Below are 13139 nucleotides of genomic sequence, written 5' to 3'. Positions count from 1 at the left end.
GGATGGGCAAGCTCTTTTACACCGTCTACGCCATCGTGGTGGTGATTTTCGCCACCGGCTTTAACACCCCCGGTGCGCGCATGTCCAGCGGCGGCTCCGGCAGCAGCTGGGGCAGCAGTTCTTCGGGCGGATCGGGCTGGTCCTCGGGCGGGTCCCACAAGTGACCCCGCACGCCACACCCGGCCGCCACGTGCTGGCGGATTTCCGCGGCGTGCCGGCGGATCGCCTGACAGACGCGCAAGCGCTGGAACGCGACCTGATCGCCGCGGCGCAGGCGGCGGGCGCGCACGTGCTGAGCGCGCACTTCCATCATTTCGGCGAGGGCGCGGGCGTGACCGGCGTGGTCCTGCTGAGCGAATCCCACATCAGCATCCACACCTGGCCCGAGCATGCGTTCGCGGCGCTGGACATCTTCATGTGCGGCGCGGCGCGGCCCGAGCTGGCGCTGGAGCACCTGCAGGCGCGGCTGGCGCCCGAGGCGGTGCACGCGACCACGGTGGCGCGCGGCTGAAGCCCGCGCCCGCCACTCCTTGATATTGCTCAATGCTCCCTGGGCAGCCAAATTGACGAGCGTTATATACCTATATATATTTCGTTACCGACTTAGCGATTTCCCCGGGAGAAGAACATGTTCCGCAAACGTCCGATCGTGGCGCTGTCCTTGGCGCTGGCCGCCGCATGGAGCGCCAACGCCGCTGCCGGCGACCTGGTGGTGTCGGCCGCCGCCAGCCTGACCAACGCCTTCAAGGAAGTCGCGCAAGGCTACGAAAAAGAGCATGCCGGCACCAAGGTCATCCTGAACTTCGGCGCGTCCGACGTGCTGCTGCAGCAGATCGTCAAGGGCGCGCCGGCCGATGTGTTCGCCTCGGCGGACCAGAAGGCCATGGACAAGGCGGTCGAGGAAAAGGCCGTCAAGCCAGCCTCCCGCGTGGACTTTGCCGCCAATCAGGTGGTGCTGATCGTCCCGACGGACAGCAAGGCCAACATCACCGCGCTCAAGGACCTGACCCGCGACGACATCAAGCGCATCGCCTATGGCAACCCGGCATCGGTGCCGGTGGGCCGCTACACGCAGGGCGCGCTGGAGACGGCCGGCCTCTGGAGCGCGGTGCAGGCCAAGAGCGTGCTGGCCCAGAACGTGCGCCAGAGCCTGGACTACGTGGCGCGCGGCGAGGTCGATGCGGGCTTCGTGTTCGCGACCGACGCGGCCATCATGGCGGACAAGGTCAAGGTCGCGGTTCGCGTGCCTTCGCAGACGCCGGTCACTTATCCCATCGCCGTCACCACCCGTGAAGCCGCTGCCAAGGAAGCCGAAAGCTTCGTTGCCTATGTGCTGTCTCCCGCAGGTCAGGCGATACTGTCGCGCTACGGCTTCCAGAAGCCCTGATATCCGTTGAATCGTAGGCATTGATGAGTGATCCGGTTTGGGTGCCCCTGCTGCTTTCCCTGAAAGTGGCGGGCTGGGCAACGCTGTTGGCGACCGTGGCGGGCACCGCCGCGGCCTATGGCCTGTCGCGCTGGCGCTGGCCGGGGCGCGACCTGCTGGACGCGCTGTTGACCTTGCCGCTGGTGTTGCCGCCCACGGTGCTCGGCTACTACCTGCTGGTGCTGCTGGGGCGCCGCGGCATCATCGGCGAGACGTTGGCGGGCTGGGGCATCGAACTGGTCTTCACCTGGCAGGGCGCGGTGATCGCGGCTTCGGTGGTGGCTTTTCCGCTGGTGTTCAAATCCGCCCGGGCCGCCTTCGAGAACGTTGATAGCCAACTGGAAAGCGCGGCGCGCGTGTTGGGCGTGTGCGAAGCGGGGGTCTTCTTCCGCGTCACCTTGCCGCTGGCCGCGCGCGGCATCGCCGCCGGGGTGCTGCTGGCCTTCGCGCGGGCGCTGGGCGAATTCGGCGCCACGCTGATGATCGCCGGCAACCTGCCGGGACGGACACAGACTCTGTCGGTCGCCATCTACGAGGCGGTGCAGGCGGGCGACGACGCCACGGCCAACATGCTGGTGCTGGTCACCTCGGTGACCTGCGTGGTGGTCCTGCTGCTGGCCGGCAAGCTGGTGCCCGTCAGCAGCGGCCGGCGCAACGGGAGCGCGCTATGAGCGTCAGCATCCAGGTGCGCAAGCAGATGGTGTCCGGCGACCGGCGCTTCGCGCTGGACGTCGCATTCGATTCGTCAGCCAAGCGTATAGCGCTGTTCGGCCCCTCGGGCGCGGGCAAGAGCCTGACCCTGCGCGCGGTGGCGGGCCTGCTGCGCCCTGACGCGGGCCGCATCGAGATCAACGGCCGCGTGCTGTTCGACACGGACGCCGGCGTCAACCTGCCGGCGCAATCGCGCCGGGTGGCCTACCTGTTCCAGGACTACGCCCTGTTTCCCCACCTGACAGTGGCGCAGAACATCGCTTTCGGGCTGCGCCGCGGCTGGCGCAACCCGCCCCGGCGCGACGTTGGGCCCGAGGCGCAGCGCTGGGTGGACGCGTTCGAGCTGGGTTCCATCGTGGGCAGCTATCCCAGCGAGATATCCGGCGGCCAGAAGCAGCGGGTGGCGTTGGCGCGAGCCCTCATGCTGCGGCCCGACATCCTGCTGCTGGACGAGCCCTTTTCAGCGCTGGATTCGCAGTTGCGCGGCAAGATGCGGCTGGAACTGAATGCCTTGCAGCGCCAGCTGGACGTGCCGATGCTGCTGATCACGCACGACCCGGCGGATGTGGATGCGCTGGCCGACGAGGTGTTCGAAGTGCGCGAGGGCAGGGTGCGACGCCACGACGAAGACGTGGGCGTCTGATCGGCTCAGTCCAGCACGCCCAGAATCACGCTGGAAGCCTTGAAGATCGCCACCGCGTCGGCGCCTACGTCCAGGTCCAGGTCCTGCGCGCTTTCGTTGGTGACGATGGCCGCCAGCGTCATGCCGCCGTCCAGTCCGATCAGGATCTCGCTATTGACGGCGCCCGGGCGCAATGCCGTGATCTTGCCCGGCAACTGATTGCGCGCCGACAGGCGCAGGCCGGGGCCGGGCGCGCCCACGATGACGGACGACGCCTTGATCAGCGCGATGGCTTCCTTGCCGGTCGCCAGCCCCAATTCCTGCGTGCTTTCACGGGTGATGGTGGCCGTGATGGTCAGGCCCCCCGCGATGCGCAGCACGATTTCGTCATTGACGGCGCCGGCGCGGATCTGGATGACGGTGCCTAGCAGTTTGTTGCGTGCGCTGGTCTTGAGCATGAAACGCCTCATGAGATCGATGTCGCCACTGGCGTTCACGCCAGCGCGGGTCAGGTTTTCCATGAACTTGCGGTGTTCGGCTTCCAGGGCGCGGAAGGTGCCGATCAGGCCGCGCGCGCGGTCCGTCAGGCGCGTGCCGCCGCCGCCTTTGCCGCCGGCGGCCCTGATCACCAAAGGCTCGCCCGCCAGATTGTTCATGGCGTCGATGGCGTCCCATGCGCCCTTGTAGCTCATGCCCACGGCGCGCGCGGCGGCCGTGATGGATCCCGTGGCGTCGATCTGCGCCAGCAGGTCTATGCGGTTTTTTCCGCCCCAGGTCTGGGCGCCGGAGCGAAACCAAATCGAGCCGTCGAGTTCCAACATCTTTGTCGTGCCGTGGTCAGGGTATGGGATAGCTGAAAGTGTAATGGACGGGGGCTGTGCCCGTGGTTCACGGCGGACGCGATGCGAATGAGATTCTGTTGAAATTTTGCAGGCTTCGCGGCACTATGTTCAGGCATCGGGCTCACGGAGAAAACGACATGAAAGCGTTCAAATTGCTGGCTGCGGGTTCCATGACGGCATTGTTGGCGGCCTGCGCTACTGGCCCTGACGTCAAGAGCGACTACGATCATCAGGCAAATTTCGCGCAGTACCGAACCTTCGGGTACATGACGCCGTTGGGCACCGACAAGGCCGGCTACAGCACCTTGCTGACCGAGCGCCTGAAGAACGCCACGCGCGGCCAGATGGAAATGCGCGGCTATACCTATAGCGCAGCAAATCCCGACCTGCTGGTCAACTTCAGCGCCAAGCTGCAGCAGAAGGTGCAGGTCACTCCGGCCGCGCCGCCCATGGGTCCGTACTACGGCTATCGCGCCGGCTTCTATGGCGGCTGGCCCGGCTACGGCTGGGGCGATGACGTCTACCAATATACTGAGGGCACCTTGAACATCGACCTCGTCGACGCGCGCCGCAGACAGCTGGTGTGGGAAGGCGTGGCGGTGGGCGAGGTCCAGCCCGATGCCAGCGCCTCGCCCGAGAACACGGACAAGGTGGTAGCGCAGATCTTCTCCAAGTATCCGTTCCGCGCCGGCGTGGCTGCGCCGCAGTTGCCGGACAAAAGCAAGTAGGGCGGTCCGCCGGCCCTGCCTAGAGGAAGCCGCATGAGTACTCGCCGCAAGGCTCCGAAGCAAGACACCGGCGATACGCCGCCCTATGAAGTCGTCGCCCTGGTGCTGCAAGGCGGCGGGGCGCTGGGGGCCTACCAGGCCGGGGTGTACCAGGGGCTGCACGAAGCGGGTATCCGGCCCAACTGGATTTCCGGCATTTCCATCGGGTCGATCAACGCGGCCATCATCGCGGGGTCGCCCGAGGACGAGCGCGTGGAGCGCCTGCGCGGCTTCTGGGAAGCCATCTGCCGGCCTGCGGGTTTCGCTTCGGTACCCTGGGGCGAGACGCTCGGCCCCATGTTCGAAGGCTTGCCGTTCGGCTTTGGTTCGCCGGTCATGAACGGGCATGTGTCAGCCTTCCAGGCCTTGTTCTCGGGCCAGCCAGGCTTCTTCAAACCGCGTTTTCCGCCGCCCTACCTGGTGCATGGCAGGGGCGCGGCGTCCACCAGCTTCTATGACACCACGCCGCTGGCTGCGACCTTGCGGGAGTTCGTGGACTTCGATCTGCTCAATAGCGGGGCCGTGCGCGCCAGCTTTGGCGTGGTCAACGTGCGGACCGGCAACTTCGCCTACTTCGACAGCCTGAAGGACACGCTGCGGCCCGAGCACATCATGGCCTCGGGCGCCTTGCCGCCAGGCTTCCCTTCCGTCGAGATCGACGGTGAACACTATTGGGACGGCGGCGTCGTGTCCAACACGCCGCTGGCACAAGTACTGACCACCGACAGCATGCGGGACACGCTGGCGTTCCAGGTCGATCTGTGGCCCGCGCGCGGCGGCCTGCCGAGCAACCTGGAGGAAGTGGCCGAGCGCCAGAAGGATATCCAGTACTCCAGCCGCACCCGCCTGGTCACGGACCAGCTGCGGCGCGTGCTCAAGCTGCGCCACGGCCTGCAACGCCTGCTGGCGAAGCTGCCGGCGGCCGAGCGCAACGCGGCGGAGTTCGCCGAGATCCGCAAGCTGTCCCATACGCCAGCCACCAACATCATCAACCTAATCTACGAGTCCAAGCACCGCGAGCGTTTTTCCAAGGACTACGAATTCGGCACCGAGGCCATGCGCGAGCACTGGGAGTCGGGCCTGGCCGACATCCGCGCCACGCTCGCCAAGCCCGGGATCCTGGCCCGTCCGACCCAGGACAGTTGTTTCGTCACTCACGATATCCATCGCAACGGCAAGCGCACCTGAGCTGGCGGGCAGGGGGGGCGAGTGCGGCACATCTGGACAAAGTCCGGACGGATTTCCTGCCGGATTGGTCTTATAGATGCCTAGCGATGTCAACGCCCACGGGTTCCAGCGGTAGGCTTTCGGGGCCAATTGCAACCTTGTTCCGGGAACCGGCCGCCACCCCGCGCGGAGCGGGCCTTCCTGGTGGAGATCCGTCGTGAATGCCCCCGCTCGCCTTGCACAGGTCGCGCCCGCCCGCGCGGCCGACACTTCTTACGCCATGGACGGCTGGTGGTCCCTGGTCTACCAGGGCTGGACACTGCTTACGCCCCATGGAGCCCGCATCGGCCTGACAGCCCTGGAGCGTACCTGCCTGCTTTGCCTGGCGAGCAATCCCGCCAGGGAATTGCGGCGCGATGAATTCATGGCGGTGCGCAAACGCACCACCATGCGCACACTGAATGTGGCGATCTGCCGCCTGCGCGGCAAGGTCCTGCTGGCCGGCGCCAGGCTGCCGCTGCATACCGTGCACGGCATGGGCTATGTGTTCCTGGGCAAGTTGCGGGAGCTTTCCGAGAGCTGATCTGTTGTATGAAATCCCCGCGCGCGTGGCATTTGAAGCACTAAAAATCAGTGATTTCCCCAATAACTGAGTTACATTACTGGGCTGATTACGTGCCTTGATGACGCATGCTTCTTATTTAACGTGGCCAATGCCGCGCTTAAATACTGCGATTACATGACGCGATTACGGTTAATTACGCTACGCGGGGGTTTCAATGCGGTTTTCGCCTAAACGTGTTTCAGGGCTGGCTTTTTCCGGCGGGGTCCTCGCACTGATATTGGCTGGTTGCGGCGAAAAGCCGCACATGAATCCAGGCATGCCCCAGGTCAGCGTCATTACGATCCAGCCGCAGCGCGCACCCATCGTGTCCGAATTGCCCGGCCGCGTCGACGCCGTCCGGGATGCGCAGATCCGTTCGCGGGTCACCGGCATCGTCCAGAAGATCGCCTTCGAGCAAGGCGGCGACGTCAAGGAAAACCAACTGCTCTTCAAGATCGATCCGGCGCCCTACAAGGCTGCCTACGATCAGGCGACGGCGCAGCTCAAGCAGGCGCAGGCCAACCTGTTCAGCGCCAAGCTGCTGGCCGACCGTTACGCCCCGCTGGTCAAGGCCAACGCCGTCAGCAAGCAGGAATACGACAACGCCGTGGCTTCGTACCGCCAGGCCGACGCCTCCGTCGCCGCCGCCAAGGCGGCGCAGGACAATGCCGCCATCAACCTCGGCTACACCGACGTCACCTCGCCCATTACCGGCCGCATCGGCAAGCCGCTGGTCACCGAAGGCGCGCTGGTCGAGGCCACTTCGGCCACGCAGATGGCCACGGTGCAGCAGCTGGATCCGATCTACGTCGACTTCACCCAGTCCACCGCGGAACTCGCATCCTTGCGCCGCGCCTTCGCCAGCGGCCAACTGCAACAGGTCGGCAAGGATACGGCGCGCGCCACCATCGTGCTGGAAGACGGCTCCGAATACGGCCAGCCGGGCAAGCTGCTGTTCACCGGCATCACCGTGGATCCGACCACGGGCCAGGTGAACCTGCGCGCCGAAGTCCCCAACCCCGATGGCATCCTGCTGCCCGGCATGTACGTGCGCGTGCGCCTCGAGCAGGGCGTGGACGACAAGGCCCTGATGGTGCCGCAGCAAGCGCTGCAGCGTACCGCGGACGGCCTGCAAAGCCTGATGCTGGTCAAGGACAACAAGATCGAGCAGATTCCGGTCACCACCGGCGGCGCCCTCAAGAGCAACTGGATCGTCACCAGCGGCCTGAAGGCCGGCGACGTGGTCGTGGTGGAAGGATTCCAGAAGGTTCGCCCGGGCGCTCCGGTTCAGGCCAGCGAATGGAAGAACGGCACGCCCGCCCCGGGCGGCCAGGCGCCCGCGCAACCGGGTGCCAAGCCAGCGGAATCCGCCCCGCAGCCTGGCGCCAAGCCGGCCGAACCTGCGCAGCAGGACAAGGCCGCAGGCCAGAAATCTTAAGCGGCACGCGGCGCAAGCGCCGCGTTCCTCTTTGGTGAGCATCGCTTTCAGAGTCAGCCCACATGCCGCAATTTTTTATTGATAGACCGATTTTCGCCTGGGTAGTCGCCCTGTTCATCCTGCTGGCCGGGGTGCTGGCGATCCCGAACATGCCGATTTCGCAGTACCCGGACGTAGCGCCGCCCGCGATCACGATCACGGCCACGTACCCCGGCGCGTCGGCCAACGAAGTGGCCGAGCAGGTCACCAGTATCATCGAAGACCAGCTCAACGGCGCCAAGGGCCTGATCTACTACGAGTCGGTCAGCGATTCCTACGGCACCTCGACCATCACCGCGACCTTCGCTCCTGGCACCAATCCAGACTTGGCGCAGGTGGACGTGCAGAACCGCGTGTCCAACGTGGTCGCGCAGTTGCCCACCGCCGTGCAGCAGCAGGGCCTGCAATATGAGCAGACCAGTACCGGCTTCCTGATGGTGGCGGCGGTGTCGTCCACGGACGGTTCGCTGGACCAGACGGCGCTGGCCGACTACATCACCCGCAACATCAAGAACCCGGTTTCCCGCGTGCCCGGCGTGGGCCAGTTCCAGCTGTTCGCGGCGCCGCGCGCCATGCGCGTGTGGGTCGATCCCGCCAAGCTGGTCGGGTTCAACCTGAGCATGTCGCAGGTCAACCAGGCCATCGCTCAGCAGAACGTGGTGATTTCCGGCGGCAGCATCGGCGCGCCGCCCAACCCGGATTCGCAGCGCATCACCGCCACGGTCACGGCCAACGGCCAGCTGAGCACGGTGGAGGGCTTCGGCAAGATCGTCCTGCGCGCCAACACCGACGGCTCCAAGGTGCTGCTGCGCGACGTCGCCCGCATCGAAGTCGGCGCGGACAACTACCAGTTCGGCGCCCGCCTGAACGGCAAGCCGACGGCCGCATTCGCCATCGTGCTGTCGCCCAACGCCAACGCGCTGGCCACCGCCCAGGGCGTGCGCCAGCAGATGGAAGAGCTGTCCAAGTACTTCCCGGGCAACATCACGTACTCCATTCCGTACGACACGGCGCCCTACGTCAAGGTGTCCATCGAGCAGGTGGTCCACACCCTGGCGGAAGCCATGGTGCTGGTGTTCCTGGTGATGTACCTGTTCCTGCAGAATGTCCGCTACACCCTGATCCCGGCCCTGGTGGTGCCGGTGGCCATGCTGGGGGCGTTCGCGGTGATGCTGGCGCTCGGGTTCTCCATCAACGTGCTGACCATGTTCGCCATGGTGCTGGCCATCGGGATTCTGGTGGACGACGCCATCGTGGTGGTGGAAAACGTCGAGCGGATCATGTCCACAGAGGGCTTGCCACCCAAGGAAGCCACCAAGAAAGCGATGCCGCAGATCAGCGGCGCCATCATCGGCATTACGCTGGTGCTGGTGACGGTGTTCCTGCCACTGGCCTTCATGAGCGGTTCGGTGGGTGTGATCTACCGCCAGTTCTCGATCGCGATGGCCGTGTCGATCTTCTTCTCGGCACTGCTGGCCCTGACCTTCACCCCGGCGCTGTGCGCCACCATCCTCAAGCCGGTGCCCAAGGGCCACCACGAGGACAAGAAGGGCTTCTTCGGCTGGTTCAACCGCAAGTTCGACGCCACCACCCACAACTACCAGAACTGGGTGTCGCGCATCCTGCACAAGGGCGGCCGCATGATGCTGGCGTTCCTGCTGCTGGTCGTGCTGCTGGGCTGGCTGTACCTGCGCCTGCCTTCGTCCTTCCTGCCCGAGGAAGACCAGGGCTACGTGGTCAGCAACATCGAGCTGCCCACCGGCGCCACCGCCAACCGCACGGTCGAGGTCATCGAGCAGGTCGAGAAGTACTTCTCGGACGTGCCCGCGGTCGAGAACATCATCGCCGTGCAGGGCTACAGCTTCAACGGCAACGGCCTGAACGCCGCTATCGCCTTCGTCACGCTGAAGGACTTCAGCGAGCGCAAGTCGCGCCAGGACTCGGCGGGCGCCATTGCCTTCCATGCCTTCGAAAAGCAGCTGATGGGCATCCATGACGCGCAGGTGTTCACCTTGGTGCCACCCGCCATTTCGTCCCTGGGCAACGCGACCGGCTTCGACTTCCGCCTGCAGGATCGCGGCGCGGCGGGTTCCGCCGCCCTGGCCGCGGCCACCGGCGAACTCATGGGCTTGGTCATGAAGAGCCCCGTGCTGTCGCAGGTGCGCATCACCGGCCTGGGGCCGGGCGCGCAGCTCAGCCTGACCATCGACCGCGAGAAAGCGGCTGCGCTGGGCGTGGACTTCAACGAGGCTGCCTCGCTGATTTCCACCGCGGTCGGCTCCGCCTACCTGAGCAAGTTCCCCAACCTGGGCCGGATGCAGAACATCTGGGTGCAGGCCGACGCGCCGTATCGCATGCAGCTCAATGACGTGCTGCAGCTGAACGCCCGCAACAGCCAGGGCGGCATGGTGCCGCTGTCCACCTTCGTCAAGGCCGAGTGGAAGCAGGGTCCGGTGCAGGTGGTGCGCTACAACAGCTACGAGTCCATGCGTATCGGCGGCGACGCCGCCCCTGGTTACACCACGGGCGAGGCGATGGCCGAGATGGAGCGTCTGGTGGGCCAGTTGCCGCAGGGCTTCGGCTACGAGTGGAACGGCCTTTCCTACCAGGAACGCCAGGCCGGCAACCAGGCTCCGATCCTGATGGGCCTGTCGCTGCTGGTGGTGTTCCTGGTGCTGGCCGCCCTGTATGAAAGCTGGGCCATCCCGATTTCGGTGATGCTGGTGGTGCCGCTGGGTATGCTGGGCGCGGTGGCGTTGATCAGCGCGCTGGGCATGTCCAACGACGTGTACTTCCAGGTGGGCATGGTGACCGTGATCGGCTTGGCGGCCAAGAACGCCATTCTTATCGTGGAATTCGCCAAGGATCAGTACGCTCGCGGCATGGGGCTGTATGAATCCGCGGTGGAAGCCGCGAGGCTGCGGTTCCGTCCCATCCTGATGACGTCGCTGGCCTTCATCCTGGGCGTGGTGCCCCTGGCCATGGCGACCGGCGCAGGCGCCGCCAGCCAGCGCGCCGTGGGTCTGGGCGTGCTGGGCGGCATGTTGGCCGCCACGCCGTTCGCGGTGATTTTCGTGCCGACCTTCTTCGTGGTTGTGCTGGGCCTGTTCAAGACCCGTCCGCGCCTGTTGGGCGCTGAACTGCGCGCCTTCGAAGAAGAGCAGGCGGCCAAGAAGGCCGCAGCCGGACAGGCTGCGCCGGACGCGCCCGCGCAACATCCCGCACAACCCAACGGTGGCCAGGAGGGCAAGGAATGAAAGCCCTGAAGTTCAAACAGACCGCCTTGTCCGCTTTCGTGGCGGTGGCGTTGGCCGGCTGCTCGCTGGCGCCCGATTACAAGCGCCCCGATGCGCCGGTTTCCGGTACGTGGCCCGATCAGCCCAAGGTGCAGTATGGCGGCTACGCCAAGCCCACCTCGCTGGGCACCCAGCCGTCCACCGCGGTCATGCCGCAGGACGGCACGCCGGCGGCCAATCTGGGCTGGCGCGAGTTCTTCCGCGATCCGCGCCTGCAAAGCCTGATCGAGCTGGCGCTGGTCAACAACCGCGACCTGCGCGTGGCGGTGGAGCGCGTGGAAGAGGCTCGCGCCCAATACGGCATCCAGCGCGGCGCGCAATGGCCCAGCATCGGCGCCGGCATCCAGGGCCAGCGTCAGCATCTGCCCCAGAACATGCGGCAGCCCGGCGCGGGTTCGATCAGCAGCTCGTACCAGGCAGGCATCGGCCTGACCACCTTCGAGATCGACCTGTTCGGCCGCCTGCGCAACCTCTCCGAGGCGGCGTATCAGCAGTACCTGTCGACCGAGCAGGCGCAGAAGAGTGCGCAGATCACGCTGGTCGGCGCGGTCGCGCAGTCGTACTTCAACCTGCGCGCCGCCGAGGTCCAGCTGGACCTGACACAGCGCACCCTGGCGTCGCGCCAGGAATCCTATGACTTGGTCAAGCGGCGTTTCGACGGCGGCGTGGCTTCGGAGCTGGACCTGAACCAGGCCAAGTCGCTGCTGGATACGGCCTCGTCCGATCTGGCGCAACTGGCCCGCGCCCAGGCCCAGGCCATGAACGCGCTGGTGCTGCTGGTCGGCACGCCCTTGCCGCCGGACCTGCCGGCGCCGGCCGTGTTCGGCCGCGACCAGCTTCTGGCGACGGTGCCAGCCGGCCTGCCGTCCGATCTGCTCGAGCGCCGTCCGGACATCATGGCCGCGGAAAACCAGCTGCTGTCCGCCAACGCCAATATCGGCGCGGCGCGCGCGGCGTTCTTCCCGACCATCTCGCTGACCGGCCTGCTAGGGGTGGCCAGCCCCTCGTTGGGCGACCTGTTCAAGGGCGGCCAGGGCTATTGGAGCTTCTCGCCGTCGATCACCACGCCGCTGTTTGCCGGCGGCAGCATCCGCGAAGGGCTGAACCTGGCCAAGGCGCGCGACAATATCGCCGTGGCGCAGTACGAACAGTCCATCCAGCAGGCGTTCCGCGAAGTGTCGGACGCGCTGGCCGGCGAAGCCACCTACGGGGCGCAACTGGATGCCCAGCGCGCCCTGCAGGACGCGTCCGGCCGCACGCTGGAACTGTCGAATCTGCGTTATACCAATGGTATCGACAGCTACCTGCAGGTGCAGACCGCGCAGGTGGACTTTTTCAATGCCCAGCTCGCCCTGGTCCAGACTGGCCTGGCCGCGCTGATCAACCGCGTGGAGCTGTACAAGGCCCTGGGCGGCGGCTGGGAAGAAACAACGAAAGTGCAATGATAGAACTTGGTGTAAACATCGATCACGTTGCCACGCTGCGGCAACAGCGCCACACGACCTATCCGGACCCGGTGCTCGCAGCGCTGCGCGCGGAGGACGCCGGCGCCGATCTGATCACGCTGCATCTGCGTGAAGACCGGCGCCATATCCAGGACAAGGACGTCTACGCCATGCGTCCGCAATTGCGTACGCGCATGAACCTGGAATGCGCGGTGACGGCGGAAATGCTGGAGATCGCCTGCGCGGTCAAGCCCAGCGACGTTTGCCTGGTGCCCGAAAAGCGCACCGAACTGACGACCGAAGGCGGCCTGGAAGTCGCGGGCGCCATGGGGCCGGTGTCGGATGCGGTGGGCCTGCTGGCCGAGGCCGGCATCCGCGTGTCGCTCTTCATCGATCCGGATCCCGTGCAGATCGCGGCCGCGGCCAAGGCCGGCGCGCCGGTGATCGAATTGCACACCGGCGCCTACGCCGAAGCTGAAGGCGAGGCCGCCGAGGCCGAACTGCAGCGCTTGCGCCTGGCCGTGACCGAAGGGCTGCGCCACGGCTTGCGCGTGAACGCAGGCCACGGCCTCCATTACGGCAACGTCAAGCCGGTGGCCGCGCTGGAAGGCATTTCCGAACTCAACATCGGCCACGCCATCGTGGCGCAGGCGGTGTTCGACGGCTGGGAAAAAGCGGTGCGCGACATGAAGGCGCTGATGGTGCAGGCCCGCCTGCAAGCGCTGCGCGGGCTGTGACCGCGAGCCCGGCATCCCGTTTTTTCCTGCGGCCGCGCGCTGATT

General features: G+C 66.0%; 13 protein-coding genes. 12 read left to right on the top strand and 1 reads right to left on the bottom strand.

Annotated elements, in window-relative coordinates; all coding sequences use genetic code 11:
- Positions 1-2 precede the first annotated feature (2 nt).
- The 5 genes from IB257_RS28215 (at position 3) to IB257_RS28195 (ending at position 2780) form a co-directional block, all read left to right on the top strand.
- Positions 3-164 (top strand): hypothetical protein, encoded by a 162-nt coding sequence (locus IB257_RS28215; protein WP_166738458.1) that lies wholly within the window; start codon positions 3-5, stop codon positions 162-164.
- Positions 161-511: an adenosylmethionine decarboxylase gene (gene speD / locus IB257_RS28210; RefSeq protein ID WP_054452908.1), complete on the top strand. Its 351-nt coding sequence runs from the start codon at positions 161-163 to the stop codon at positions 509-511. The genes IB257_RS28215 and speD overlap by 4 nt, the downstream gene beginning before the upstream one ends.
- Before the next feature lie 117 nt (positions 512-628).
- Complete coding sequence (gene modA, locus IB257_RS28205; protein ID WP_119449991.1) at positions 629-1387, top strand: molybdate ABC transporter substrate-binding protein; 759 nt, start codon at positions 629-631, stop codon at positions 1385-1387.
- Positions 1388-1410: 23 nt separating this feature from the next.
- Positions 1411-2097 carry a molybdate ABC transporter permease subunit gene (modB, locus tag IB257_RS28200; protein WP_054452904.1) on the top strand — a complete coding sequence of 229 codons (687 nt, stop codon included), beginning with the start codon at positions 1411-1413 and terminating at the stop codon, positions 2095-2097.
- Positions 2094-2780 carry an ATP-binding cassette domain-containing protein gene (locus IB257_RS28195; RefSeq protein WP_175214113.1) on the top strand — a complete coding sequence of 229 codons (687 nt, stop codon included), beginning with the start codon at positions 2094-2096 and terminating at the stop codon, positions 2778-2780. Before modB ends, IB257_RS28195 begins: the two co-directional genes overlap by 4 nt.
- Positions 2781-2785: 5 nt before the next feature.
- Here the strand turns inward: IB257_RS28195 and IB257_RS28190 are convergent, their stop codons facing one another.
- On the bottom strand, positions 2786-3580 hold the full coding sequence (locus IB257_RS28190) for a TOBE domain-containing protein (protein WP_175214112.1): 795 nt from the start codon (positions 3578-3580) through the stop codon (positions 2786-2788).
- A gap of 158 nt (positions 3581-3738) precedes the next feature.
- Between IB257_RS28190 and IB257_RS28185 the strand changes: the two genes are divergently transcribed.
- From IB257_RS28185 to pdxJ, 7 genes are all read left to right on the top strand, one after another.
- The gene (locus IB257_RS28185; RefSeq protein ID WP_054452898.1) at positions 3739-4329 is read left to right on the top strand and encodes a DUF4136 domain-containing protein; all 591 of its coding nucleotides are present in this window, start codon (positions 3739-3741) and stop codon (positions 4327-4329) included.
- A gap of 33 nt (positions 4330-4362) precedes the next feature.
- Positions 4363-5556 carry a patatin-like phospholipase family protein gene (locus IB257_RS28180; RefSeq protein ID WP_054452896.1) on the top strand — a complete coding sequence of 398 codons (1194 nt, stop codon included), beginning with the start codon at positions 4363-4365 and terminating at the stop codon, positions 5554-5556.
- Between the two features lie 196 nt (positions 5557-5752).
- Entirely contained in the window at positions 5753-6118 is a 366-nt protein-coding gene (locus tag IB257_RS28175; protein ID WP_192493162.1) for a helix-turn-helix domain-containing protein, read from the top strand.
- 196 nt (positions 6119-6314) lie between these two features.
- Entirely contained in the window at positions 6315-7577 is a 1263-nt protein-coding gene (locus tag IB257_RS28170) for an efflux RND transporter periplasmic adaptor subunit (RefSeq protein ID WP_054452892.1), read from the top strand.
- A gap of 62 nt (positions 7578-7639) precedes the next feature.
- Complete coding sequence (locus IB257_RS28165; RefSeq protein WP_054452890.1) at positions 7640-10873, top strand: multidrug efflux RND transporter permease subunit; 3234 nt, start codon at positions 7640-7642, stop codon at positions 10871-10873.
- The gene (locus IB257_RS28160; protein WP_054452888.1) at positions 10870-12357 is read left to right on the top strand and encodes an efflux transporter outer membrane subunit; all 1488 of its coding nucleotides are present in this window, start codon (positions 10870-10872) and stop codon (positions 12355-12357) included. The genes IB257_RS28165 and IB257_RS28160 overlap by 4 nt, the downstream gene beginning before the upstream one ends.
- The gene (gene pdxJ / locus IB257_RS28155) at positions 12354-13094 is read left to right on the top strand and encodes a pyridoxine 5'-phosphate synthase (protein ID WP_054452886.1); all 741 of its coding nucleotides are present in this window, start codon (positions 12354-12356) and stop codon (positions 13092-13094) included. The genes IB257_RS28160 and pdxJ overlap by 4 nt, the downstream gene beginning before the upstream one ends.
- Positions 13095-13139 lie beyond the last annotated feature (45 nt).

The sequence above is a fragment of the Achromobacter sp. ACM03 genome (genome assembly GCF_014851665.1).
GTDB lineage: Bacteria > Pseudomonadota > Gammaproteobacteria > Burkholderiales > Burkholderiaceae_B > Achromobacter > Achromobacter aegrifaciens.
Note: the sequence above shows the minus strand (reverse complement) of the source record. Positions and strands in the feature narration are given on the sequence as shown.

What these genes read in the sequence shown, in the direction of transcription:
- IB257_RS28215 (WP_166738458.1), top strand. Translation starts at nt 3, where the DNA reads ATGGGCAAGCTCTTTTACACCGTCTACGCCATCGTGGTGGTGATTTTC.
- modA (WP_119449991.1), top strand. Translation starts at nt 629, where the DNA reads ATGTTCCGCAAACGTCCGATCGTGGCGCTGTCCTTGGCGCTGGCCGCC.
- modB (WP_054452904.1), top strand. Translation starts at nt 1,411, where the DNA reads ATGAGTGATCCGGTTTGGGTGCCCCTGCTGCTTTCCCTGAAAGTGGCG.
- IB257_RS28195 (WP_175214113.1), top strand. Translation starts at nt 2,094, where the DNA reads ATGAGCGTCAGCATCCAGGTGCGCAAGCAGATGGTGTCCGGCGACCGG.
- IB257_RS28190 (WP_175214112.1), bottom strand. Translation starts at nt 3,580, where the DNA reads ATGTTGGAACTCGACGGCTCGATTTGGTTTCGCTCCGGCGCCCAGACC.
- IB257_RS28185 (WP_054452898.1), top strand. Translation starts at nt 3,739, where the DNA reads ATGAAAGCGTTCAAATTGCTGGCTGCGGGTTCCATGACGGCATTGTTG.
- IB257_RS28180 (WP_054452896.1), top strand. Translation starts at nt 4,363, where the DNA reads ATGAGTACTCGCCGCAAGGCTCCGAAGCAAGACACCGGCGATACGCCG.
- IB257_RS28170 (WP_054452892.1), top strand. Translation starts at nt 6,315, where the DNA reads ATGCGGTTTTCGCCTAAACGTGTTTCAGGGCTGGCTTTTTCCGGCGGG.
- IB257_RS28165 (WP_054452890.1), top strand. Translation starts at nt 7,640, where the DNA reads ATGCCGCAATTTTTTATTGATAGACCGATTTTCGCCTGGGTAGTCGCC.
- IB257_RS28160 (WP_054452888.1), top strand. Translation starts at nt 10,870, where the DNA reads ATGAAAGCCCTGAAGTTCAAACAGACCGCCTTGTCCGCTTTCGTGGCG.
- pdxJ (WP_054452886.1), top strand. Translation starts at nt 12,354, where the DNA reads ATGATAGAACTTGGTGTAAACATCGATCACGTTGCCACGCTGCGGCAA.